This is a genomic window from Corynebacterium mucifaciens (assembly GCF_012396315.1).
Taxonomy (GTDB): Bacteria; Actinomycetota; Actinomycetes; order Mycobacteriales; family Mycobacteriaceae; genus Corynebacterium; species Corynebacterium mucifaciens.
Window position 1 is genome coordinate 1 of the sequence record NZ_JAAXPF010000015.1, and the last position, 23,805, is coordinate 23,805.

Below are 23,805 nucleotides of genomic sequence, written 5' to 3' on the forward strand. Positions count from 1 at the left end.
AACCACCGGGACCTCAACAGCCGGAGCCGACGTCAACACCGACGGCACCAACTGAGGCAACTGCGAATCGGTCATGAACAAAACCTCCTACGGTTCGTCGTTCACAACCACCTTGGCACTAAGGGCAGCTGCGATTTAGTTCACCGTTTGCGGGCGTTCGAGTGAATTATTTCGCTGCGCGGGTGGCTAGGCACCCATCCGCAGTGGACCAGACCGCCACGCCCGGCGCGCTAGACCAGCAGCTCGGCGATCTGGATCGTGTTGAGCGCCGCGCCCTTGCGCAGGTTGTCACCCGAGACCACGAGCACCAGGCCGCGGCCGCCGTCGACGGTCTGGTCTTGGCGAATGCGGCCCACCAGCGAGTCGTCGATGCCGGTCGCGGCACGCGGCGTGGGCACGTCGACAACGCGCACGCCCGGCGCGGCAGACAAGATCTCCTCGGCGCGCTCCGGGGTCACGGCCTCGGAAAATTCGGCGTGGACGACCATCGTGTGGCCGGTGAACACCGGCACGCGCACGCAGGTGCCCGCCACCTTCAACTCGGGGATGCCCAGGATCTTGCGCGACTCGTTGCGCAGCTTCTGCTCCTCGTCGGTCTCGGCGGAGCCGTCGTCGACAATCGAGCCTGCGAGCGGCAGTGCGTTGAATGCGATGGGCTCCACGTACGGCCCCAGATCGCTGGGCCTATCGACGTCCTCGCGGACCAGCGCCCGCGGGTCCCCGATCTGCTCCACCTGGGTGGCCAGCGCCTCAACGCCGGCGAGGCCGGAGCCGGAGACTGCCTGGTAGGAGGCGACGCGGAGGGTGGTTAGGCCGAAGGCGTCGTGAAGCGGCTTGAGCACTGGCATCGCCGCCATGGTGGTGCAGTTGGGGTTGGCGATGATGCCCTTGGGCAGGTCGCGCGCGGCTTCCGGGTTGACCTCGGAGACGATCAGCGGGACGTCGTCGTCCTTGCGCCAGGCGGAGGAGTTGTCCACCACGGTCGCGCCCGCGGCGGCGAAGACCGGCGCCCACTCGCGGGAGGTGGAGCCGCCTGCGGAAAACAGGGCGATGTCCACGTCGGCGACGGACTCCTCGGTCACCTGGGTGAGGTCCTCGACCTCGATCGCCTCGCCGCGGAACTCCAGCTGCGTGCCAGCGGAGCGCGGGGAGGCGAAGAAGCGGACCTTGTCTGCCGGGAAGTTGCGCTCGGTGAGGATGTCGCGCATCACGCGGCCGACCTGGCCGGTGGCGCCGACGACTGCAAGTGTGGTCATTGGGTGCCTCCTTCTAGCGTCCGGTGCCTGCGTAAACCACGGCCGGCTCGTCGCCGCCGAGGTCGAACTTGGTGTGGATGGCGCGCGCCGCCTCCGCAACGTCTGCCTGGCGCACCACGGCGGTGATGCGGATTTCAGAGGTGGTGATCATCTCGATGTTGATGCCGGCGTCGCGCAGCGCGTCGCAAAAGTCCGCGGTCACGCCCGGGTGGGACTTCATGCCGGCGCCGACGAGGGAGACCTTGCCAATCTCGTCGTCGTAAGTCAGGTCGTCCCAGCCCTCGGCGGCCTGCATGGTGCGCAGCAGCTCCATCGTGCGCGCGCCGTCGGCCTTGGGCAGGGTGAAGGTGATGTCGGTCTTGTTGTCCTCCGCGCTGGAGATATTCTGGATGACCATGTCGATGTTCACCTCCGCGTCCGACAGCGCGCGGAAGACCTTGGCGGCCTCGCCCACGGAGTCGGTGATGCCCAGGATGGTGATCTTGGCCTCCGAAGCGTCGGTGGCAACGCCGGTGAGAACTGCTTCTTCCATGGGGATATCCTCCAATGCTCCGGCAACGAGGGTGCCGGTCTCTGTGCTGTACGACGAACGGACTCGCAGCGGAACGTTGAACGCGCGGGCGTACTCCACGCTGCGCAGGACCAGGATCTTGGAGCCACTTGCCGCCAGCTCCAGCATCTCCTCGAAGCAGAGGGTGTCCAGCTTCTTCGCGTCCGGGACGATGCGCGGGTCTGCGGTGTAGACGCCGTCGACGTCGGAGTAGATCTCGCACTCGTCGGCGCCCATCGCGGCCGCGAGCGCCACGGCGGTGGTGTCGGAGCCGCCGCGGCCGAGCGTGGTCACGTCCTTGGTTTCACGGTTCACGCCCTGGAAGCCGGCGACGATGGCGATCTTGCCGGCGTCCACCGCCTCCTGCACGCGCCCCGGGGTGACTTCCAGGATGCGCGCGTTGCCGTGGCGCTCGGTGGTGATCACGCCTGCCTGCGAGCCGGTGAACGACTGCACCTCTTCGCCGAGCGCGTGCACCGCCATGGCCACCAGCGAGTTGGAGATGCGCTCGCCTGCGGTGAGCAGCATGTCCATCTCGCGCGCGGGCGGGGTGGGGTTGACCTTACCCGCAAGATCGAGCAGCTCGTCGGTGGTGTCGCCCATAGCCGAGCAGACCACCACAACGTCGTTGCCTGCCCTGCGGGTTTCCACCACTCGCTGGGCCACAGCCCGAATCCGCTCCGCGCTTTCCAGGGACGATCCCCCATATTTCTGGACGATCAGTGCCATCTCAAACCTCCGCGGATCTGCGTGCATTCCAACAGTCAAGAATAGCGTCCCAAAACTGCCGAAATGGACACCCGCGTTAATATCATTCACCGTGCACAACAATTTTCTCGCCGTCGCGTTCGCGCTCGTCTCGGCCGCGACCATGGCGGCGGGGACCGTGTGGCGCCACCGCATCATGCGTGCCGGCGCGCCGGAAGGCGAGAACAACGATTCGCCGATGCGCTCCATCAAGCAGCCCGCCTGGTGGGCGTCGATGGGCCTGGCGTTCGTGGCGTACGGCTTCCAGGCTGCGGCGCTGGCGTTCGGTTCCCTGCTGGTGGTGCAGCCCGTCCTAGCGCTCTCGCTCATGCTCACGCTGCTGTTTTCGGCGTGGGCGGCGAAGCGCCACATGCAGGCGGCGGAGGCGTTTTGGGCCATCGTGCTCACCGCTTCCGTGGGCGGGGTCGTGGTCCTCGGCCATCCGTTACCCGGCGAGCGCGACCCGGCCACCTGGGAGTGGGTCACCGTCGTGGCCACCGCAGTGGCCATCATCGTCGCGGCGTTCGCCCTTGCTTCTCGACGCCCTCCGGCCGGCAAAGCCCTCATCTTCGGCATCGCCTGCGGCGCCATGTACGGCTACCAGGCCGTGTTTTCCAAGGTCGCGGTGGACGATTTCGTCCGCGGCGGCGTGCTCGGGCTTGTCACCTCCTGGCAGCTGTGGGCCATGCTGCTCGCCGCCACCGCCGGCACGCTCGTGCAGCAGTACGCCTTCGCCGCAGGCAACCTGGCTACGTCGCTGCCCGCCTCGAAGATCGTCGAGCCGCTGGTGGCGTTTGCGTTGGGCATCCTCTTGCTGGGCGAAACCTTCCGCGTGGAATCTGTGCTGGGGTGGATAGCCGTAGGGACGTCGATAGGCGCGATGCTTATTTCTGCGGCAATGCTCACACGCGTCTCGGTTCGGTGATGTAAGGTGTGCCACATGTCGCACAGGGCGCTTCTCCTTCTACGCCGCGACGGGAATCAGGCCTTCTAACACGGTCGGCACCCCGTCGCGGAGTTTCTGATGGCCGGCCGTGGAACCCCCGCTACACAAAGGAGAACCCAGATGAGCCCCCAGAAGCAATCCGACTTTTTCGCCCCCCGCGAGATCCAGACCCCCTCCGGCCCGCGGCGCGACGGCCAACCCGCGTGGAACAAGCAGCGCGGCTCGCAGCTGACGGTGGAGCGCTACCTCACCTTTGCCGAAGAGGTGGAGAACATCCAGCTGCCGGACCGCACCTGGCCCGACAAGAAAATTACGCACGCGCCGCAGTGGTGCGCCGTGGACCTGCGCGACGGCAACCAGGCGCTGATCGACCCGATGAGCCCCGAGCGCAAGCGCCGCATGTTCAACCTGCTGGTGCAGATGGGCTTCAAGGAGATCGAGGTCGGCTTCCCGTCCGCCTCCCAGACGGACTTCGACTTCGTGCGCGAGATCATTGAACACGACATGATCCCGGACGACGTGACCATCCAGGTGCTGGTGCAGGCGCGCGAGCACCTGATCCGACGCACCTTCGAGGCATGCGCGGGCGCGAAGAACGTGATCGTGCACTTCTACAACTCCACCTCCAAGCTGCAGCGCCGCGTGGTCTTCCGCAAGGACCGCGACGCGATTAAGAAGCTGGCCACGGACGCTGCGGAGCTGATCACCGACATTGCGCAGGACTACCCGGACACCAACTGGCGCTGGGAGTACTCCCCGGAGTCCTTCACCGGCACCGAGCTGGAGTTTGCCAAGGAGGTCTGCGACGCGGTCGTGGACGTCGTCGCGCCGACGCCGGACAACCCGATCATCATCAACCTGCCGGCAACGGTGGAAATGATCACGCCGAACGTCTACGCGGACTCCATCGAGTGGATGCACCGCAACCTGAACAACCGCGAGAGCATCATCCTCTCCCTGCACCCGCACAACGACCGCGGCACGGGCGTGGCGGCGGCGGAGCTGGGCTTCCTGGCCGGCGGCGACCGCATCGAGGGATGCCTGTTCGGCAACGGCGAGCGCACCGGCAACGTCGACCTGGTCACCCTGGGGCTGAACATGCTCACCCAAGGCGTGGACCCGCAGATCGACTTCTCCGACATCACCCGCATCCGCGAGGTAGTGGAGTACTGCAACCAACTGCGCGTGCCGGAACGCCACCCCTACGGCGGCGACCTGGTGTTCACGGCGTTCTCCGGTTCGCACCAGGACGCGATCAACAAGGGCCTGGACGCGCTGGCGCAGAATGTGCGCCCGGAGGCGGTGAGCTCCGAGGTCTCCTGGGAGGAGCTGCGCGAGACCACGTGGGAGGTGCCCTACCTGCCCATCGACCCGAAGGACATCGGCCGCACCTACGAGGCCGTGATCCGCGTGAACTCGCAGTCCGGCAAGGGTGGCGTGGCGTACATCATGAAGACGGATCACGGCATCAACATGCCCAAGGCCATGCAGCCGGAGTTCTCCGCCGTCGTGCAGAACGTCACCGACAGCGAGGGCGGCGAGGTCAACTCCAAGAACATGTGGGACATCTTCGCCTCCACCTACCTGGACCTGGATACCCCGCTGGAGCTGGGCAACTACCACATCGACGCCGCCGAGGCCGAGGACCAGGACACCCGCGTCGCCGCGACGGTGACCTACGAGGGCACCCAGCGGGACATCGAGGGCGCGGGCAACGGCCCGATCGCGGCGTTCGCCAACGCCCTCGAGCAGATCGGCATCGACTTCGAGGTGCAGGACTACTCCCAGCGCGCTCGCACCGCGGGCGACGACGCCGACGCGGCCTGCTACATCTACGCCGACGTGGACGGCACGTCCGCGTGGGGCGTGGGCATCGCGGGCTCGACCACGCGCGCGTCGCTGGAGGCGATCGTCTCCGCGGTCAACCGCTCCACCGCAGCAAACTAAGCGCAGCCCGTACGCTACGTTGGAGTAATGACTGAGAACGACTACCCCTACGTGGCGCTGTTTACGCAGGCTACGGGGATACACCCGTCGACGGGGCGGCTGCTCACCCTCGACGCGGTCACGTTCGACGCCGCCGGGCGCGTGGGCGAGGAGTTCCACGCGGTGCTCAACCCCGGCACCGACCCCGGCCCCGCGCACACCCACGGGCTGACCTCGCACGACTTCGCGCAGGCACCGCGGTTCTCCCGGTACCTGCGCACGCTGGACAAGCTTATCGACGGCCGCGTGCTGGTCACCCACGATTCCCCCGTCACCTGGGGCTTCGTGGTCTCAGAGGCGCGCCGGGCCATGAACGCCGCGGCGCGCGCGAACCGCTCCCGGCGCGGACGCGGCAACAAGCGCCGCCAACGCGTGGGCCACGTGCCCAAGCCGGAGGCGATCGTGGACCTGCTGGCCAGCGCGCGCCGGCAGGGGCACGTGCCGGCGGACACGCGCATCAACGCGGTCGCGAACCTGGTGGGAGTCGCCTCGCCCGAGCGCATTGGCGAGGCCGAGGCGGATTTCTCCCGTGGGCAGACGCTCAAGCTGGTGGCGATGTACCTGCAGCTCGCCCCCGACGGCGTCGCGCAGATCGACCCGGCGGACCTTGCGCCGGACCAGTTCGGGCTGCAGCGCTCCGCGCTGCGTGTGGACGCGGAGAAAGCGCCCGCGATCGCGGCCAACCCGGGGTTGCTGGGCAAGGGCGGGCTGCTGCGCGGCATGGAGTTTGTGGTCTCCGACGACATCGCCCTCGACCCGGACGAGCTCATCGACGCCGGCGTGCGCGCCGGCCTAACCTACCGCGAGAAGCTCACCCGCGAGACGTCCGTGGCCGTCTCGGACGCGGTGGAGCGCGACGCGCAGCTGCGGGGCAAGGCCATGCACGCGCACCGCAAGAACATCCCCGTCGTTTCCGGCGAGGAGTTCGCGCGGCTTGTCGGCCGGATGGAGCCAGCGGAGTAGCCTAGTCCGCATGCAAGGACCCATCTCCCGCATTCGCTCTGCGGTAGCAACGACGGCCGCGAACCTGGCCACCACCGCGTCGCGCGCCACCGGCCGCGGCGCCGGCGGCATGATCGGCGGCCTGGTGGCTGGCGCGATCGACCCGAACATCATGGCCAACCTCGGCGGTGGCCGCCCGGCCGTGCTGGTCACCGGCACCAACGGCAAGTCCACCACCACCCGCATGCTCGCCGGCGCAGTTGGCGCCAAGCACCGCGTGGCCACCAACGACGGCGGCGACAACATGGACGCCGGCATCATCTCCGCGCTCCTCGCCGGCAAGGACGCCGACGCGATTGTGCTGGAGGTCGACGAGCTCCACGTGCCCAAGGTCGCCGAGCGCTTGAACCCCACCGCGTTCGTCCTGCTCAACCTCACGCGCGATCAGCTCGACCGCGTGGGCGAGATCAACTCCATCGAGCGTGCGCTGCGCGGCGCCGTGATGGCGCACCCGGACGCCACCGTCATTGCGAACTGCGACGACGTGCTGATCACCTCCATCGCCTACGACCACCCCAACGTGGTGTGGGTCGCCGCGGGTGCCGGCTGGCTGGGGGATTCCGTGACCAACCCCCGCTCCGGCGGGCACATTGTTCGCTCGTCCCTCGCGAACAATGAACAAGCGGACTGGTACGCCGTCGAGCCGCTCCCCGACGGCCGCGAGTTCCGCCGCCCCACACCCACCTACGCGGTGGAGGGCGAGACGCTGGTCAGCCCGGAGGGCGCCGTCCCGCTCGAGCTGAAGCTGCCGGGGCGGGCGAACCTGGGCAACGCTGCCCAGGCCATCGCCGCAGCCGTGGAGGCGTTCGATGTCCCCCTCGAGGCGGCCGTGCGCGCCACGTCCGAGGTAGACAACGTCGCCGGGCGCTACACCACCGTCCACCTCGGCGAGCACGACGTCCACCTGCTGCTGGCCAAGAACCCGGCGGGTTGGCAAGAGGCGCTCTCCATGGTGGACCGTGACGCCGACGGCGTCGTCATCGCCGTCAACGCGCAGCAGGGCGACGGCGAGGACGTCTCCTGGCTCTGGGACGTGAAGTTCGAGGACTTCGGCGACACCCACGTCGTCGCCGCGGGCGAACGCGCAACCGACCTCGCAGTGCGCTTGACCTACGCAAACATCGACCACGAACGTGTCCACGACCCCATCGACGCCATCCGCGCCTGCCCGCCCGGGCGGGTGGAGGTGCTGGCCAACTACACCGCGCTGCTCAACCTGCGCCGCGCGCTGACCAAGGAGGAGGACTACCGTGCCTAAGCTCACCATCGGCCTGGTCCTGCCCGACGTGCTGGGCACGTACGGCGACGACGGCAACGCGCTGGTCCTGCGCGAACGCGCGCGCCGCCGCGGCATCGAGGTTGCCGTCGAGCGCATTCTGCTTGACGACGACGTCCCGTCCACCTGTGACCTCTACGCCCTCGGGGGCGGCGAAGATTCCGCCCAGCTCATCGCAGCGGCGCGGCTGAGCGCGTCGCCGGGGCTGCAGGCCGCAGCCGCTGACGGCAAGCCGATCTTCGCGGTGTGCGCCGGCCTGCAGGTGCTCGGCCGCACGTTCCGGGCGAACGGCACCGAGGTCGAGGGGGTCGGACTTCTGGACGTGACCACCGCGCCGCTCGAGCGCCGCGCCACGGGCGAGCTGGTCTCCGAGCCCACGCGCGCCGGAGTGACCGCCGAGCTGTCTCAACCCCTCACCGGCTTTGAAAACCACATGGGTGCTACCGCGCTGGGCCCGGACGCGTCCGCCCTGGGGCGCGTGACCCGCGGCGTGGGTAACGGCGGCAACGAGCGCGTCGACGGCGTCGTGCAGGGCAGCGTGATTGCCACCTACATGCACGGCCCGGCGCTCGCCCGCAACCCGCAGCTGGCGGACCTGCTCATCGCGCGGGCGCTCGACATCCCGCTCGCAGACCTCGAGCCACTGGAGCTCGACGCCGTGACCCAGCTGCGCCAAGAGCGCCTGCGGTAGCGGGGTACGCCGTCGGAAGGCATGATGGCGACCATGTTCGTGCACCTCAGCCACATTCTCGACCCCGACGGCCCCCACTACCCTACCTCGCCTGTGCTCAGCGTCGAGCGCAACAGCGTCATCGGCCAGGGCAGCGACTCCAACGACTGCATCTCCCGCCTGCCCAACCACTTCGGCACCCACATGGACGCCCCGCGCCACTTCGTGCCGAACGGCCTGACGTTCGCGGAGCTGCCCGTGGAGCGGTTCAACTTCGACGGCGACGAGATCCTGCTCATCGACGTGCCTAAGGAACCCCGCACGCTCGTTACGCTCGACGACGTCCAGCGCTACGCCGCCGACCTCCCCGGCATCCGCCTCCTGCTCATCCGCACCGGTTTCGAGCGCTACCGGTCTGAGAACCCGGAGACGTACATGAACGAGGGGCCCTGCCTCGACCCGGAGCTGTGCCGCTGGCTGGCCGAGGAGACCGGCGTGGAGTGCGTCGGCATGGACTGGATCTCGGTGGGCGCGCCGTGGAACGATCTCGGCACCGAGGCGCACCGCCAGCTGCTGGGCTACTACCGCGACCGCTTCATAACTGCCATCGAGGACCTGTCGCTTGCGCCGGTGGGCGACAAGTGGATCGACTTTCTCACCCTCGGCGGCCTGCGCATCAAGGGCGCGGACTCCTCGCAGGTGAGCGTCACGGCGTTTCTCAACGACCTGGACTTCCTCGACGAGGATGAGGACGAAAACGCCTAAAGTCGCAGGCGGCCGGTCAGCGCCCGGGAGAGCGTCAGCTCGTCCACAAACTCCAAGTCCCCGCCCAGCGGCATGCCGGAAGCGAGGCGCGAAATGGTCAGGTCCGGGAAGTCCTTGAGCAGCCGCACCAGATACGACGCGGTCGCCTCGCCTTCGGTGTCCGGGTCGGTGGCCAGGATGACCTCGGTGACGGCGGGGGCCTCCGCCCCGTCGAAGTCCGGCAGCACCCCGCCGATGCGCTGCAGCAGCGGCGCGATGGCCAGGTCTTTCGGGCCCACGTTCGCCAGCGGGTCCAGCGCCCCGCCAAGCACGTGGTAGCGGCCGGAGTACTCGCCGGTGCGCTCGATGACCTGGATGTCTTTCGCGTCCTCCACCACGCACACCAGCGCTTTGTCGCGGCCCGAGTCGGCGCAGATGCGGCACACGTCTTCGCGCGAGACGTTGTTGCAGATGCGGCAGAACGTCACCCCGTCGCGCACGGCGGCGAGCGCGGCGCGCAGCCTATCGACGTCCTCCGGTTCCACCTGCAGCAGGTGAAACGCAATCCGCTGCGCGGACTTCGGGCCGACGCCAGGTAGGCGCGACAGCTCGTCGATAAGGTCTTGCAACGGTCCTTCGAACACGGTGCCCCCTTCCAGGCAAGCAAAACGCGCCCGGCCGCGGCAGCCGGACGCGTGGGGTGGAAGTTAGATGATGCCGCCGAACGGGATCTCGCCCGGACCAGCCTGCTGGCCGCCCGTCGCACCGCCGGTGAGCGGGGCGATCTTCTCCTCGGCGAGCTTGCCGGCCTGGGTGTGGGCATCGCGGTACGCGGCGAGGATGAGGTCCTGCAGCGACTCGATGTCGTCGGTGTCCACAGCCTCGGGTTTGATGGTGATGTCCGTAATCTCAGCGCCTCCGGTCATGGTGACGGTGACCAGCTCGCCGCCGGCGGTGCCGGTGACCTTGGTCTCCAACAGCTCCATCTGCGCCTTCTGCAGCGCAGCCTGGACCTCGGCGGCCTGGCGGATAAGTTCCTGCATATCGTTCGGCTGAGTCATGGTGTTCCCTTTCGTTTGCTAGTAATCCGTGGGCCAGTGTACCCGCGCGCTACAAGGGCTTCGCCCCGAGTTCGGCGGCTAACAGCTCCATTGCTACCTCGGTCGCGTCGCGGCGGTCGGCGCTACCCTTCTCCTCGCGTGCCTGGTCGGCCATGTCCCGTTCTTCGTCCTCGCGGGTGTAGGCGGGAGCCTGGACCGTCGGCGCCTCCGGCTCCTCGTCCTCGTAGTCGTAGGGCTCAGGCGGCGGCGGGATTTCGTCGCGTTCCTGCTTGGCCTTTTCCGCCGCCTTTTGGCTGGCGGCGAGGGCGGCGGAGCGCCAATCGGCAGGCTCCTTCGGCCGGGGCTGCGAGGGGGCAGGTGCAGGGGCAGGGTCCTCGGACTCCGCGGCCCCGTCAGCGTCGCCTGCGCCGCCCGGGTTCCACACCTCCCGCTTGGCGGGCCGGCGCAGGTTGGCTGAGGCCGGATCGGTGCCGATGACGCACCGGACCTGCACCTTCGCCCCGAGCTTTTCGGAGAGCACGGCCGCGATATCGGCGTTGTTCTTCTCCGCGTTGATGCGCTCGGCCAGCGCGCCGGTGTGGTGGCCGACCACGAGTACGTCGCCGTCGAAGCCGAGGGGCTTGGCCTCGGTGAGCATGATCTCGGCGACCTTGTTGCGCTCGCCCACGGACTGCCGCAGGCGCGTCCAGTCACGGTCGATGCGCTCGAACAGCTCGTCGGTGTCCGGGGCTGCATCCTGTTTCGGATCGGGTTGCTGCGGGGGCGCAGGCGCAGCCGCCGGTGCCGGGGGCTGCTCCTGCTGGCGGGCGCGGGACCCGCTCGCCGCGGCTGCTGCGGCAGCGGCCGCAGCAGCCGCGCCGCCGCCCTCGCGAGTCGTCAACGGAGCGGGGTCGGGCTGGGACTGGCTCTGCGACTCCGGCGCGGGCAGCGCACCGCCGTCGGATTGCAGCGTGAGCAGGTGCGCGGCCATGATCTCCAGCAGCAGGCGCGGGGAGGTAGCGCCGCGCAGGTCGGCGATGCGCTCGTTGACCTCGGATGCCAGCGTGGCCAGGTGCCGCGGGGAGAACCGGTGCGCCTCCTGGGTGAGGATGTCGGCGCGGTCCGCAGGCGCGTCGACAAGCCCCTGCCCGAAGGCGTCGGGGACGGTGCGGATGAGCAACAGATCTCGCATTCGGTCGAGCAGGTCCAGCGCAAAGCGCCGCGGCTCGTGGCCGGACTCGATGACCTCGTCGATGGTGCGGTACATCGCGGCCGCATCCCGGTCGGCCAGGGCATCCACGGCGGCGTCCAGGAGCGTCAGATCCGTCACGCCGAGCAGCGGCAGGGCAAGGTCGTAGGTCAGCCCGTCAGGCCCGGCGCCGGCGAGCATCTGGTCCAGAATGGACAGCGTGTCGCGCGGGGAGCCGCCGCCGGCGCGGATGACCAGCGGGTAGACGTTCTCGTCCACGTGAACGCCCTCTTCCGCCACCACGTGCTCCACCAGCTCACGCATCGCCTGCGGCGCGAGCAGGCGGAACGGGTAGTTGTGGGTGCGCGAGCGGATCGTGTTCAGCATCTTCTCCGGCTCGGTGGTGGCGAAGATGAAGATGAGGTGCGCGGGCGGCTCCTCCACGATCTTCAGCAGGGCGTTGTTGCCCTCTTTCGTGATCATGTGGGCCTCGTCGATGATGAAGACGCGGTAGCGCGACTCCGCCGGCGCGAACAGCGCGCGCTCGCGCAGCTCGCGCATGTCCTCCACACCGCCGTGGGAGGCGGCGTCCAACTCCATCACGTCCAGGTTGCCGGGGCCGCCGGGCGCCAGCGACACGCAGGATTCACACACTCCGCACGGCGTCGACGTCGGCCCGTGCACGCAGTTCAGCGAGCGCGCCAAAATGCGCGCCGACGACGTCTTGCCGCAGCCGCGCGGGCCGGAGAAGAGGTAGGCGTGCGAGATCCGCCCGTTGTCTAAGGCGGTAGACAGCGGCCGGGTCACCTGCTCTTGGCCGATGACCTCGCCAAACGTCGCGGGGCGGTATTTCCTGTACAGAGCCACGCGGGCAAGTCTACCCAGCCGCCCGACACGCCTTTAGCCCTCGTTCGCCTCCGCCGCCTCAACGCAGGCGAGCAGCACGCAGGTGGCCACGCCGTCCATGGCGGTGCGGACTTCGTCGAGCGGCGGCAGCGACGGCGCGAGGCGGATGTTCGTGTCCGACTCGTCCACACCGTGCGGGAACGACGCGCCCGCCTTGGTCAGGGTGATGCCGGCTTCCTTCGCCAGCTCCCAGACGCGGGTGGCGGAGCCGTCGGTGACGTCCATGGAAATGAAGTAGCCGCCTTTCGGCTCGGTCCACTCCGCCACGCCGTACTCGCCCAGGCGGTCGTGCAGGATGCCGATGACGGCCTCGAACTTCGGCGCCAGGGATTTCGCGTGCCGCTGCATGAGGGCGTGCAACCCTTGGACGCTGCCAAGCAAACGCGCGTGCGCCAGCTGGTTTTCCTTGTTCGGGCCGATGCCGCGGATGGCCGCGTGGGACGTGTACCACTCCAGGTTCGCCTTCGAGGAGGCGAAGAACGCGACGCCGGAGCCCGCGTGCGTGATCTTCGAGGTCGAGGACATGTACCAGAAACGGTTCGGTTTGCCGTGCTTTTCCGCCAGCTCGAGAACGTTCAGGTTCTCCACCTCGTCCTCGGTGAGCGTGTGCATGGCGTACGCGTTGTCCCAGACGATACGGAAGTCCGGCGCGGCAACCTCCATGGCAGCCAGCTTCTCGACGACCTCCGGTGCGAACGTGATCCCCGTCGGGTTACCGAAGACCGGCACCGTCCACATACCCTTGACCTGTGGGTCTTTGACCGCCTCTTCGACGACGCCCATGTCCGGGCCGTCCGGCGTCATCGGCACCCGGATCATCTCGAAGCCGAAGCGCTCGGTGATGGCAAAGTGGCGGTCGTAACCCGGCACCGGGCAAAGCCACTTGACGGTCTCCTCGTCCTTCCAGGGGCGCGGCGAATCGTTGGTGCCCCAGATGTAGGCGAAGGAGATGAGGTCGAACATGATGTTCAGGCTGGAAGAGTCGCCGGCGATGAGGTTGGCCGGATCGATGCCAAGCGCCTCTGCCCACAGCCCGCGGATATCCGCGATGCCCTGCAGATTGCCGTAGTTGCGCACGTCGGCGCCGGTTTTGTCCTTGTAATCTCCCTCACCCGGCAGCGACAGCAGCGCGTTAGAGAAGTCCAGCTGCTCGCTCGAGGGCTTTCCGCGCGTCAGGTCCAGGTTGAGGTTGCGTCCCTTCAGCTCCTGGTACTGCTGACGGGTGCGCTCCGCCAGCTCCGTGAACTGGTCGTGGGGGAGATCCTTGAGTGACATGCGCCCCATCGTACAAGGCAAAGAAAAGGGACCCCACGCACCTGCCAGAGCTCGCTGACCCTTGCTGCGTTCCCGCCCTGGGGGAGTTCACAAGATAACACCGCGTGGGATCCTGCCCGTTACTGTAGCCATGCCCCTCGCCTTCATACAAGCTCGGGTGCGCACGAGCTGTTGTGTACGGGCCTACGCTGCGGTTTTGGCCGTTTGGCCGGGGTGGTCTACCATGTCCCAAGACGCTTTCGAGTGTCGCTGGAGGATTCGACTAGCGGCCTATGTCACACGCCTGGAACGCGTGCGGGTTTCACGACCCTCGTGGGTTCAAATCCCACATCCTCCGCCACATACGCAGCCGGCACCCCTCGGGTGCCGGCTGCAGTGTTTTATATTCCCACCATCGCGTAAGTGAACCGCGCGTGAACATCGGGCGAATTCCCTGGAGGATCGAGCGTTCTAGGTAGCCCTATTCGTTGCCCGCGCCCAATATATGGGCGTGAGCGGATACGAGCAGACAACATCATCAACGCGCGCGGGCGGAAGCCGGCGCGTCTCTCGGCGGGGATTTTTGCGGACTGCGGCTGTCGCCACCTCCGCGGCTGGCGCAGTGGCGGTCGTACCAAGCGCGCAATCGCAGAGTTCCCTGCCCTCGAAGCCGGTTCCCGTGGAGACGGAGCTGCCGCCGCTGCCGTTCGTGCACGGCGTCGCGTCGGGCGACCCGCTGCCTGAGGCGGTGGTGATCTGGACCCGCATCACGCCCGAGGAAAACGCGGTGCCCGGCTCTGGCGGCGGCGCCCCCACCGCGGTGCGCTGGCGCGTGGCGCTCGATCCGGAGATGCGCCAGGTGGTGCAGCAGGGCGCGGTAACGAGCCAGCCGGAGCAGGACCACACCATCCACGTGGACGTCACCGGCCTGCAGCCGGGTACGGTGTACTACTACACCTTCACCGTGGTAGACGGGCCGCACGCGGAGGCCACCTCCCCACTGGGCCGCACGAAGACCGCCCCGGCAGGGCAGGTGGACCGGCAGCGCTGGGCCATCGCGTCCTGCGCGAACTGGGAGGCCGGCTTCTTCTCCGCGTACGCGGACATGGCCCAGCGCGGCTGGGCTGGCGAGCTCGACCTGACCGTCTTCCTGGGCGACTACATCTACGAGTACGCCCAGTACGAGTACTCGGGGTACGGGCCTGTGCGCCTGCACCAGCCCGCGCACGAGATTGTCAGCCTGGCCGACTACCGCGTCCGCTACGGCCGGTACCGCACAGACCCTGCGCTGCAGGGCGCTCACGCGGCCATGCCGTGGGTGGTGGTGTGGGACGACCACGAGGTTGCCAACAACAACTGGCGCGAGGGCGCGGAGAACCACGACCCGAACGAGGGGGATTTCTACGCCCGGCGCGACGCCGCGCTGCGCGCCTACTACGAGTGGATGCCCGTGCGCCTGGCGGAGACTTCCGAGCAGGGCCACATCTACCGCTCCCTGAAGTTCGGCGATCTGGTGGAGCTGACCATCATGGACCTGCGCACCTACCGCGACGTCGAGTTTTGGAAGGGCGGCGCCCGCCAACCCGGCGACGCCCGCACGATGCTCGGCTCAGAGCAGTTCAACTGGCTCACCGAGACCCTCGAGAACTCGACCGCCGCATGGAACGCGCTGGGCAACTCCGTGATGTTCTCCCCACTGCACGCTGGCGCCGTCTTTAACAACCCCGCCACTCGCCCGGTCGCCGAGGCGTTGAGCTCCAACATCCTCTCCTCCCAGGTGCCAGTCCCTCAGCTCAACGAGCTCCCGCTCAACGGCGACCAGTGGGACGGCTACGACTTCGAGCGCCGCCGCCTCATCAACACCCTCGGCCGCTTGGGCAAGAACCCGATCTTCCTCACCGGCGACATCCACACCGAGTGGGCGCACACCATCACACACGCCGGCAACCAGATCGGTTGCGAGGTGGTCTGCTCCTCCATCACGGCGCCCAACGTGGCGGATTCGACAAAGATCCCGGCGGGCAGCCCCGTCTTCGGGGTGGCGACAAACTACCTCCACGCGGCAAACCCCAACCTCAAGCACGTCGCGTTGGACACGCACGGCTACGCGGTTGTGGACATCACCCCGGAAGAGGTGGGCATGCAGTGGATGCGGGTGGACAGCATCATGCAGCCGCTCTCGCCCGTCCGCCCCGCCACTGCGCTGACGTGGCGCAAGGGCGTGGGCTTCGGGCAGTAGCCCCTAGCGGCGGATAGCCCCGCCTACCGACGCGGCCGCGAGGTTCAACCGCTGCCAGGAGCCTTCGGGCCCCTGCCAGTCCAGCGGGTTGCCCGCCTCGCCTGCCGTGTCGTGCAGGATTTCGGAGCGCTGCTCCCAGGTGAGTTCGGGGTAGCTGCCCTCCAGCAGCACCGGCGCCGCCTGGGGCACAATCATCTCCGCGTCCTCGTCGTAGATGCGCGGCAGCGAGTGCTCCATGAACTCGGTGTAGCGCTTCACCGCGAAGTCCGTGGACACGTAAGGCGTGTCACCCTGCACGAGCTCAGCGACAGACTTTCCGGTGCGCCACTCAATTTCCTTGCGCAGCTCATCCTTCGCCTGGTTGAGGGCGTCCTTCATCTTCGGGTCGTTGAGCCGGTCCGCGGCGGCGGCCTGACCAGACATGCGCCCGCCGACCACGTCCAGCGGGTAGTGCACGCCGAGCACCATGCGGTGGTACCCGGCCTCCGCGCCGCGGTAGTGCAGCTGGGGCGCAACCTCCGGCACCATGTAGGCCAGCAGCGACGTCACCCACGCGGCCTGGTTGGTGTGCCCGGACGGGAACGCCTTGGACTTGGGGTAGATGTCCTCACCCGCGACGTCGTAGCGCACGACGCGATCCGGGGCTGCGACGAAGGGGCGCGGGTAGTCGAAAACAAGCTTCTCCACGCCGGTGGAGCTGGCCAGCCCGCCTGCGCGCGCCAGGTAGCCGTTGCCCAGGAGGTACTCGGTCTTGGGCAGGCGGTGTTCTTTGAGAGCGTCGCGGAAGGCGCGGCCGAATTCCTCGCCCAGTGCCGGCGAAAGCTCTGCGAGCAGGTCGCTACTCGACGCCACCGCGTCGCGCTGCGCCTGTGCGACGAGCTCGGGGTCAGACTGGGCGTTGTTGTTCACCTCGACCACGATGTCCGTGTTCGCCTGCATCACGTCAGGGCGATTGGCCTTGAGCTCGGGGAACAAACGGTTGATCTCCAGGTACACGCCGTACTTGTACGCGGAGATGTCGGAGATGTAGCCGGCGAGCCAGTCGGTGGTAAACGGCTGCGGCACCGGCGCGCCGGGGTGCTGCACGATGACGCTGCCGGTGCTGGAGCCTGTGACGTTACTCTGCACGTTGGGCAGGCTCAGCGGCACACGGTCTGGGAGCTGGATGTTCTGCGAGGACATCGGCGCGGCGAGCGCGACGGGGGCGGTCGTAGGCGCAAGCAGCAGCGTTGCGACGAGCGCCGCCGTGCGACGATTCATCATGGGGGTTCTCCTTCGGGTGGGATTGCGCACGGGTTGTGCGTTGCAAACCTATGCCCCCAACATGAACGGCAGGTTACGAAAAATTACCCGCCCCACGTCCACGGCTCCCGCGGGAGCGAGCCAGGATCAAACGCCTCCTGCAACTGCGCCGCGTCCGCGGCGTCCGGGCACCCGACGGACACCGCAATCCGCCGGAACACCTCCCCCGGGTCACCCATGTCGCGCAAGGTGACGGCGCCGTCGCGCTTTGCCAATCGACGCCCCTCCGGCCCCACCACCAACGGCACATGGACATACTCCGGCTCTGCAAGGCCGAGCTCGTGCGCCACGTACGCCTGCGCGGGCGCGGAAAACAACAGGTCGTCCCCGCGCACAACCTGGTCCACCCCCTGGTAGCCGTCGTCGACCACCACCGCCAGGTTGTAGGCCCAGTCCCCCGCCTGCGCCTGGTCGACGCGCCCGCCGCGTTTGAGGATCACGTCGTCGACCGGCCCCGTGTACTCCCCCGCGTAATAGTCGCGCACCGTCCACTCCCGCACCCCGGACCGGAGACGTATCGCGGGCAGGCGCCCCTCGGCCTCAAGCTCGGAGCGCCGCCGCGCACGCTGCTCGTCCGTGAGATCGCGGCAGGTTCCGGGGTACATGCCGGGCTGCGCATGGGGCGCCGAGGCGGCCTCGCGGATGTCTCGGCGGCTGCAGTAGCACTCGTACGTATCCAGCCGCGCCAGTGCATCCGCGTACGCGGCACCCCGGTCGTGCTGGTACATCACCGGCTGGTCCCATTCGAGGCCGATCGCCGCAAGGTCGTCGAGCTGGCGCGCCGCAGACTCCGCGCTGGAGCGCTCCGAGTCGATGTCTTCCACCCGCATGTAGAACGCCCGGCCGGTGCGCCGGGCGAACAGCCACGCGAGCACGGCGGTGCGGAGATTGCCAAAGTGCGAATCCCCGCTCGGGGACGGGGCGTAGCGGCCTGCAGGTGCTTGGAAAACAGCCATGTGTGCCATGATAAATCGCGTGTCGCCACGCGTTTCCCGCTCCCCGTTCCCGTACCTGCTCGCGCTGTTCTGCGCGGTCTTTCTCGTCTCCAACATCACGGCGCAAAAGGGCGTGCAGCTGGGCCCGCTAATCACCGACGGCGCCTTCTTCCTCTTCCCCATCTCCTACGTCATCGGCGACGTCATCGCCGAGGTGTACGGGTTCAAGGCCGCACGCCGCGCCGTGTTCACCGGCTTCGGCATTGCGGTCGTCGCCGTGCTGTCCTTCTACATCGCGATTTGGCTACCGGCCGCGGACTTCTACGACATGGACGAGACCTTCGCCGCCGTGCTGGGCCTGCTGCCGCGCATTGTGGTGGCGTCCTTGGCCGGCTACGTGGTGGGCCAGCTCCTCAACGCGTGGGTGCTGCAGAAGATGAAGGACCGTTTCGGCACCGGCAACCTATGGGCGCGCCTGATCGGCTCCACGGTGGTCGGTGAACTCGCCGATACGCTGCTGTTCTGCTCCATCGCCGCCGGCGTGATCGGCATCGACTCCGCCCGCGCCTTTGTCAACTACGTGGCGGTGGGCTTTGTGTGGAAGACCGTCACGGAAGTCATCCTGCTCCCCATCACCTACCCCACCATCGCGGCGGTGCGCCGGGCTGAGGAGCGCTACGTGTCCGACCCGGCATAGTAGCGGCCGAGGAACTCGTCGCGGTACGCCTCGTAATCCCCGGCATCGATGGCGACGCGGATGTTATCCACTAGCCGGATCATGAACTCCAGGTTGTGCATCGTGCACAGCGTGCCCGCAAGGAACTCCTTGGCCTTGAGCAGGTGGTGGATGTAGGCGCGCGAATAATTCTCGGAGACGTAGCCGCCGAACTCCTCGTCCACCCCACGGAAATCCCGTTTGAAGCGGGCACCAGCGAGGTTCAACCGCCCGTCCAGGGTGTACACGCCGCCACGGCGGCCAAGTCGGGTGGGCGCCACGCAGTCGAAAGTGTCGGCGCCGGCCTCGACCGCGGTGAAGATGTCGTCCGGTTCAGAGATGCCCAGCAGGTGCCGCGGCATCTCCACCGGCAGCTCGTCGGTGACCCAGCCGACGATGGTGCCCAGGTTCTCCTTCTCCAACGCGCCGCCGATGCCGACACCGCCGAAGCCGCGCCGGCCCTCCGCGCGGGCCTCACGGTCCAGGTCCAAAAGCCCCCGCACCGCCTGCCGGCGCAGGTCCTCGTACTGGGCCCCCTGCACCACGCCCCAGAGGCTCTGCAGGGGTTTGTCGGAACGCAACGTCGTTAAGCGGTCATGCTCCAGCAAGCACCGGCGGGCCCAGCGGCGCGTGCGCTCCACGGAGTGCTCCTGGTAGGCGCGGGTGTCCACGAGCGTGGTGAGCTCGTCGAATGCGAACATGATGTCCGCGCCCAGCTGGTGCTGGATCTGCATGGACACCTCGGGCGTGAAGCGGTGCGAGGAGCCGTCGATGACGGACTTGAAGTCCACGCCGTCGTCGTCCACCCGCGCCATGCGGTCCTTGTTGGCGGCGCGGATGTCGGCCTCAGTCAGCCCCGCCGTGTCCATGGCGAGGACCTTCTTAAACCCCACGCCCAGGCTCATCACCTGGAAGCCCCCGGAGTCGGTGTAGGTGGGCCCATGCCAATTCTCAAAGGCGGCCACGCCCCCGGCCTCGTCCACAATGTCGGGCCCGGGTTGGAGGTACAGGTGGTACGCGTTGGAGAGGACCGCCTGCGCGCCAGTTTGGCGGATCTGTTCGGGCGTGAGCGTCTTCACCGTGGCCTTCGTTGCCACGGGGATGAACGCCGGGGTCTGAATCGGGCCGTGCGGGGTGTGAATGACACCGGTGCGGCCGTGCCTGCCCGGCGCGGGCTCGAGCTGGGTGTGCGCCTCAAACGTCACGTCGGTCATGCGTGTTCCTTCTCTAGTTCGGTTCCCTCAACGTCGACCTCCGGCAGGATCTTGTCCAGCCAGGCCGGCATCCACCACGTGGAGCGGCCGAGGATGTACATGGTCGCAGGGACGAGCGCCATGCGGATGAAGAACGCGTCGAAGAGCACGGCCACGCCGAGCGCGAAGCCGAAGATTTGGATGAACGGCAGCGGCTGGTCCAAAAACGCGATGAAGACGGCGATCATGATGATCGCGGCGGCCGTGACCACGCGCGCGCCTTGCGCGAACCCTTCCACGGTGGACTCATGCACTGCGCGCAGCGTATCGACGCCCCCACGGTCCCGCGCCTTCACGTACGCCTCCCTAATGCGGGTGACTAGGAAGACTTGGTAGTCCATGGCCAGACCGAACGTCACGCCGATCATGAAGATGGGCAGGAAGGACAGGATCGGGCCTGGGGTATTGACCAGGCCGGCCACGCCCTCCTGGAACACCAGGACGGTCACGCCGAACGCCGCACCCACAGACAGCAGGAATCCCAGGCCCGCCACCAGGGGCACCACGATGGAGCGGAAGACCACCATGAGCAGCACGATGGCCAGGCCCACCACGATGGCCAGGTACAGCGGCATGGCCTCCGCCAGCTCCTCGGTGATGTCCATCTGCACGGCGGTCAGCCCCGTCAGGCCCACATCCACCCCGGTGGCGTCTTCCACCTGGGCGGTCACGTCGCGCACGCCGTGGGCCACCGCCAGGGTGCGCTGCTCCTCGGGGCCGCCGTCCGGGGTGGCCAGGATCTGGGCTGCGGTGAGGTCCTCGTTGGCGGCGATGAGCTGGGCGTGCTGGATGCCCCCGGCGGAGCCCACCTCTCCCACGGCGTAGAGGAAGCTGGCCAGCGCGGCCTTTTCCGCGTCGCCTCCGGCCTCGTCCGGGATCGCGTCCATGTACGGCTGCAGAATCTCCGCATCCGGGTTCACGCTGTGCGCGTCCACTACCAGCAGTAGCGGGGCGTTGACGCCAGGGCCGAAGCCTTCCGCCATGAGGTCCGCGGACTTGCGCTGCGTGGTGTCGCTGTTGGACGTGGTGTCCGACGGCAGCGCCATCTCGAGGTCCAGCACCGGCACCGTTAGGGCGCCGAGGCCCAGCACCACAACCGCCATAACCAAGCCGGGTGCCTTCTCCACAAACCGCACCCAACGTCTGCCCATGGAGTTGCGGTCCAGGTCCTTGGCCGGGCGGCTGCCCGGGCCGGGGTTGCCGGCGATGCCGGGGACCTTGCCCGCAAACGCCTTCGACCCCCACACGCCGAGCAGCGCCGGCACCAGCGTTAGTGCCACGAGCACGGAGACGGCCACCGTAGCGGCCGCGGCTAGGCCCATCCAAGTGAGGAACTCGATGCCGGCGAGCGCGAGCGCCACCAGCGCCGTAAACACGGTCGTGCCGGCGAACACCACTGACGATCCGGCGGTGCCCACCGCCATGCCCGCGGCCTCGTCAGGTGGCAGGTTCCGGGCCTCCTGCCGGAAGCGGGAAAGGATGAACAGGGCGTAATCGATGCCCACGGCCAGGCCGATCATCACCGCCAGCACGGGCGTGACGTTGTTCAGCTCCACCCAGTGCGTGGTCAACAGCACCAACAGCGCGCCGATGCCCACGCCCACCACGGCGGAGATCAGCGGGATCACCGACGCGGCCAGCGAGCCGAATGTGACCACCAGCACCACAAACGCCACAGCGAGGCCGACCAGCTCGGAGGTGGTCTTCACCGCGATGGGTTCGCCGAAGCCGGCGCCGCCGGCCTCCACCTGCAGGCCTGCGTCCCGCCCTATCTGCATGGCCTCGTTCACCACATCGCGGTCCGCCTGCTCCACGGACATGGACGAGGCGGCGTCGAAGTCGAAGGTGGTGTAGCCGATCCGCCCGTCGTCGCTCAGCATGCGCAGGTTGTACGCGTCCGCCTGCGCGCGCTCCTCGGGCATGCCCATCTCGGTCATTTGGTCGACGACGGTGCGCTGGAGCTCTTCGTTCACCTGCACCGGGTTGCCAAAGCGCTGCCCCTCCACACCCAGGTGGTCGCGGATGTACCCGACGGTCCGGTCCATCGCCGCCATGTTGGCCGGCGAGTCCAACCGCTGGCCCTCGGGGGCGGCGAAGACCACGTTCACGCTGGGGGCGGTGGCCACGTTGCCTGCGTCGGGGAAATTCTCCGCAACGGTGTCCAGCGCGTTGATGGCCGGGGTGCCTTCGATGGCGAACTCGTCCGTGAAGGGCTTCATCAGGGACAGCGCTCCAGCCGCTGTCGCGCCGAGCAGCAGGAGCCAGGCGACGATCACCCGCCACTTGTGCAGGTACGACCAGCGCCCCAGTGTGTACAGCAGTCTCGCCACGTAAGCACGTTTCCTTCCAGCCCGCGCGGGCATAACCCGGCCTATCCTAACGGGCGCCCCGACATGCGAAAAGCCCCCGTTGCCGGGGGCTTCACATTGCGGCGGTAGCGGCGGGATTTGAACCCGCGGTGGTTTTACCCACACTCGCTTTCGAGGCGAGTACCTTCGGCCGCTCGGACACGCTACCGCCGAACAGATTAACGGCAGCGTGGCCGGTTGACCAAATTAGCGGTCAGCCTCGTCAGCCTTGTCCTCGACCTTTGCGGCTACCTCGTTGGCCTTGTCCTTGATAGCGTCGCCAGCCTCGGCCAGCTTCTCCTTGGCGCCGCCGAGGAGCTGGTCAGCCTTGCCCTCGTTCTGCAGCTGCTCGTTGTCCGCAGCGTTGCCCAGCGCTTCCTTTGCGTCGCCCTTCAGCTGGTCTGCCTTGCCTTCGAAAGCCATAACACATCTCCTTCGTCGTGTAATCGGGTGCTTGCGCCCACTATAGGGACGAACGCCGGCGCGTGGGGTAACGATTCAGTTACTCCTGACACCTTCGAAGAAATCGGCCAGCAAACGGGCAGCTTCTGCGTCCATCACGCCGCCCCGCACTTCCGGCACGTGCAGGTGGTGCGGGTCCCGGATCGCGTCCAGCACGCTGCCCACCGCGCCCGTCTTCGGCTCCCACGCGCCGAAGACCAGGGAGGACACCCGCGCGCCGAGGATCGCCCCGGCGCACATCGTGCAGGGCTCGAGCGTGACCACGAGCTCGCAGCCGTCCAGCCGCCACGTATCCAAGGTGCGTGCGGCATCGCGGATCGCCTCCACCTCAGCGTGGGCAGTGGGGTCGCAGTTTGCTTCTCGACGATTCACCCCCCGGCCCACCACCGCACCCGCCGCATCGAACACGACGGCGCCCACCGGCACGTCGCCGGCGGGCGTCTGTGCCGCGATGGCGAGCGCCACCCGCATACGCTCACGCGCGCGGCGTTCACCCGCCGACAACGTCGTCCAACTCGTCGCCGAATCCGAGTTCGTCGGCGATCGCCTGGGCGAGGTCGGCGGGATCGGCGTCGTCGTCAAGCAAAATGCTCATCTGTTCCTCCGCCAGCCCCAGGTCGGCGAGGATGGCGAACTCCCCGTCCGCCCAGGCGTCGACGTTGTCCAGCTCATCCGGGTCGATGTCCGGGACCTCGACGTCGGCTTCGTCCAGGACGTCCGCGGCGAAGTCGTCGTCAACCGCCATCGTGGCGTCCGAGATGAGCACGCGGACCCGCGAGGGCCCGGGGCGCACGATGACCAGGTAGTCGTCTTCAACGTTCAGCAGTGCGAACGCGGCGCCTTCCGAGCGCAGGTTGCGCACAGCGGTGACGGACGTGGACAGGTCCGTGAAGTCGTCCTCGAACTCGCGCACGCGCCACGTACCGTCCGTACGCTCGACGGTGACGGCGTAACCGAAATCCTGGCTCATGGGTGTGAAGCGTAG

General features: G+C 67.9%; 21 protein-coding genes, 2 tRNA genes and 1 other RNA gene. 9 read left to right on the top strand and 15 right to left on the bottom strand.

Annotation, left to right across the window (positions count from 1 at the left end; translation table 11 throughout):
* Positions 1-230 precede the first annotated feature (230 nt).
* Positions 231-1,256 carry an aspartate-semialdehyde dehydrogenase gene (locus tag HF989_RS09910; protein ID WP_168686133.1) on the bottom strand — a complete coding sequence of 342 codons (1,026 nt, stop codon included), beginning with the start codon at positions 1,254-1,256 and terminating at the stop codon, positions 231-233.
* 13 nt (positions 1,257-1,269) lie between these two features.
* On the bottom strand, positions 1,270-2,535 hold the full coding sequence (locus HF989_RS09915; protein WP_168686136.1) for an aspartate kinase: 1,266 nt from the start codon (positions 2,533-2,535) through the stop codon (positions 1,270-1,272).
* 91 nt (positions 2,536-2,626) lie between these two features.
* Between HF989_RS09915 and HF989_RS09920 the strand changes: the two genes are divergently transcribed.
* From HF989_RS09920 to HF989_RS09945, 6 genes are all read left to right on the top strand, one after another.
* Positions 2,627-3,478: a DMT family transporter gene (locus HF989_RS09920; RefSeq protein ID WP_168686138.1), complete on the top strand. Its 852-nt coding sequence runs from the start codon at positions 2,627-2,629 to the stop codon at positions 3,476-3,478.
* Positions 3,479-3,619: 141 nt separating this feature from the next.
* Complete coding sequence (gene leuA, locus HF989_RS09925; RefSeq protein WP_168686140.1) at positions 3,620-5,446, top strand: 2-isopropylmalate synthase; 1,827 nt, start codon at positions 3,620-3,622, stop codon at positions 5,444-5,446.
* A 27-nt stretch (positions 5,447-5,473) separates the two neighbouring features.
* Positions 5,474-6,448 (top strand): exonuclease domain-containing protein, encoded by a 975-nt coding sequence (locus HF989_RS09930; RefSeq protein ID WP_168686141.1) that lies wholly within the window; start codon positions 5,474-5,476, stop codon positions 6,446-6,448.
* A 10-nt stretch (positions 6,449-6,458) separates the two neighbouring features.
* Complete coding sequence (locus tag HF989_RS09935; RefSeq protein WP_168686143.1) at positions 6,459-7,745, top strand: Mur ligase family protein; 1,287 nt, start codon at positions 6,459-6,461, stop codon at positions 7,743-7,745.
* Positions 7,738-8,454 (top strand): glutamine amidotransferase, encoded by a 717-nt coding sequence (locus tag HF989_RS09940; RefSeq protein ID WP_168686145.1) that lies wholly within the window; start codon positions 7,738-7,740, stop codon positions 8,452-8,454. Before HF989_RS09935 ends, HF989_RS09940 begins: the two co-directional genes overlap by 8 nt.
* A gap of 33 nt (positions 8,455-8,487) precedes the next feature.
* A complete protein-coding gene (locus HF989_RS09945; protein WP_168686147.1) occupies positions 8,488-9,198 on the top strand; it encodes a cyclase family protein in 711 nt (236 codons plus the stop codon).
* Here HF989_RS09945 and recR read toward each other — a convergent pair.
* The 5 genes from recR to ffs all read right to left on the bottom strand — a co-directional run bounded on the left by recR (position 9,195) and on the right by ffs (position 13,704).
* Positions 9,195-9,821, bottom strand: coding sequence for a recombination mediator RecR (gene recR, locus HF989_RS09950; RefSeq protein ID WP_168686149.1), 627 nt, complete (start codon positions 9,819-9,821; stop codon positions 9,195-9,197). The genes HF989_RS09945 and recR overlap by 4 nt on opposite strands.
* A 63-nt stretch (positions 9,822-9,884) precedes the next feature.
* Positions 9,885-10,238 carry a YbaB/EbfC family nucleoid-associated protein gene (locus HF989_RS09955; protein WP_168686151.1) on the bottom strand — a complete coding sequence of 118 codons (354 nt, stop codon included), beginning with the start codon at positions 10,236-10,238 and terminating at the stop codon, positions 9,885-9,887.
* Between the two features lie 49 nt (positions 10,239-10,287).
* On the bottom strand, positions 10,288-12,273 hold the full coding sequence (locus HF989_RS09960; protein ID WP_168686153.1) for a DNA polymerase III subunit gamma and tau: 1,986 nt from the start codon (positions 12,271-12,273) through the stop codon (positions 10,288-10,290).
* Positions 12,274-12,306: 33 nt separating this feature from the next.
* The gene (locus HF989_RS09965) at positions 12,307-13,587 is read right to left on the bottom strand and encodes an aspartate aminotransferase type Ic (protein WP_168686155.1); all 1,281 of its coding nucleotides are present in this window, start codon (positions 13,585-13,587) and stop codon (positions 12,307-12,309) included.
* Positions 13,588-13,608: 21 nt separating this feature from the next.
* Positions 13,609-13,704, bottom strand: an RNA gene (gene ffs / locus HF989_RS09970) — signal recognition particle sRNA small type.
* A 134-nt stretch (positions 13,705-13,838) separates the two neighbouring features.
* Here ffs and HF989_RS09975 point away from each other — a divergent pair.
* Positions 13,839-13,927: transfer RNA gene (locus HF989_RS09975), tRNA-Ser, on the top strand.
* 144 nt (positions 13,928-14,071) lie between these two features.
* The gene (locus HF989_RS09980; RefSeq protein WP_168686157.1) at positions 14,072-15,805 is read left to right on the top strand and encodes an alkaline phosphatase D family protein; all 1,734 of its coding nucleotides are present in this window, start codon (positions 14,072-14,074) and stop codon (positions 15,803-15,805) included.
* 3 nt (positions 15,806-15,808) lie between these two features.
* Here HF989_RS09980 and HF989_RS09985 read toward each other — a convergent pair whose 3' ends face one another.
* Together HF989_RS09985 and gluQRS are read right to left on the bottom strand one after the other, a co-directional pair.
* On the bottom strand, positions 15,809-17,065 hold the full coding sequence (locus HF989_RS09985; protein WP_168686193.1) for an acid phosphatase: 1,257 nt from the start codon (positions 17,063-17,065) through the stop codon (positions 15,809-15,811).
* Positions 17,066-17,151: 86 nt separating this feature from the next.
* Positions 17,152-18,063 (bottom strand): tRNA glutamyl-Q(34) synthetase GluQRS, encoded by a 912-nt coding sequence (gene gluQRS / locus HF989_RS09990; protein ID WP_168686158.1) that lies wholly within the window; start codon positions 18,061-18,063, stop codon positions 17,152-17,154.
* A 7-nt stretch (positions 18,064-18,070) separates the two neighbouring features.
* On the opposite strand from gluQRS, the gene HF989_RS09995 reads away from it, so the two are divergent.
* A complete protein-coding gene (locus HF989_RS09995; protein WP_425483003.1) occupies positions 18,071-18,739 on the top strand; it encodes a queuosine precursor transporter in 669 nt (222 codons plus the stop codon).
* Here the strand turns inward: HF989_RS09995 and tgt are convergent.
* From tgt to HF989_RS10025, 6 genes are all read right to left on the bottom strand, one after another.
* Positions 18,718-19,971 (bottom strand): tRNA guanosine(34) transglycosylase Tgt, encoded by a 1,254-nt coding sequence (tgt, locus tag HF989_RS10000; protein ID WP_168686162.1) that lies wholly within the window; start codon positions 19,969-19,971, stop codon positions 18,718-18,720. The two genes, HF989_RS09995 and tgt, sit on opposite strands and share 22 nt — an antisense overlap.
* Positions 19,968-22,340 (bottom strand): MMPL family transporter, encoded by a 2,373-nt coding sequence (locus tag HF989_RS10005; protein WP_168686164.1) that lies wholly within the window; start codon positions 22,338-22,340, stop codon positions 19,968-19,970. The genes tgt and HF989_RS10005 overlap by 4 nt, the downstream gene beginning before the upstream one ends.
* A gap of 102 nt (positions 22,341-22,442) precedes the next feature.
* A tRNA-Ser gene (locus HF989_RS10010) sits at positions 22,443-22,527 on the bottom strand.
* A 38-nt stretch (positions 22,528-22,565) separates the two neighbouring features.
* Positions 22,566-22,781 (bottom strand): CsbD family protein, encoded by a 216-nt coding sequence (locus HF989_RS10015; RefSeq protein WP_168686166.1) that lies wholly within the window; start codon positions 22,779-22,781, stop codon positions 22,566-22,568.
* Between the two features lie 75 nt (positions 22,782-22,856).
* Positions 22,857-23,291, bottom strand: coding sequence for a nucleoside deaminase (locus HF989_RS10020; protein ID WP_168686195.1), 435 nt, complete (start codon positions 23,289-23,291; stop codon positions 22,857-22,859).
* A 19-nt stretch (positions 23,292-23,310) separates the two neighbouring features.
* A complete protein-coding gene (locus tag HF989_RS10025; RefSeq protein ID WP_168686168.1) occupies positions 23,311-23,790 on the bottom strand; it encodes a tRNA adenosine deaminase-associated protein in 480 nt (159 codons plus the stop codon).
* Positions 23,791-23,805: the final 15 nt, after the last annotated feature.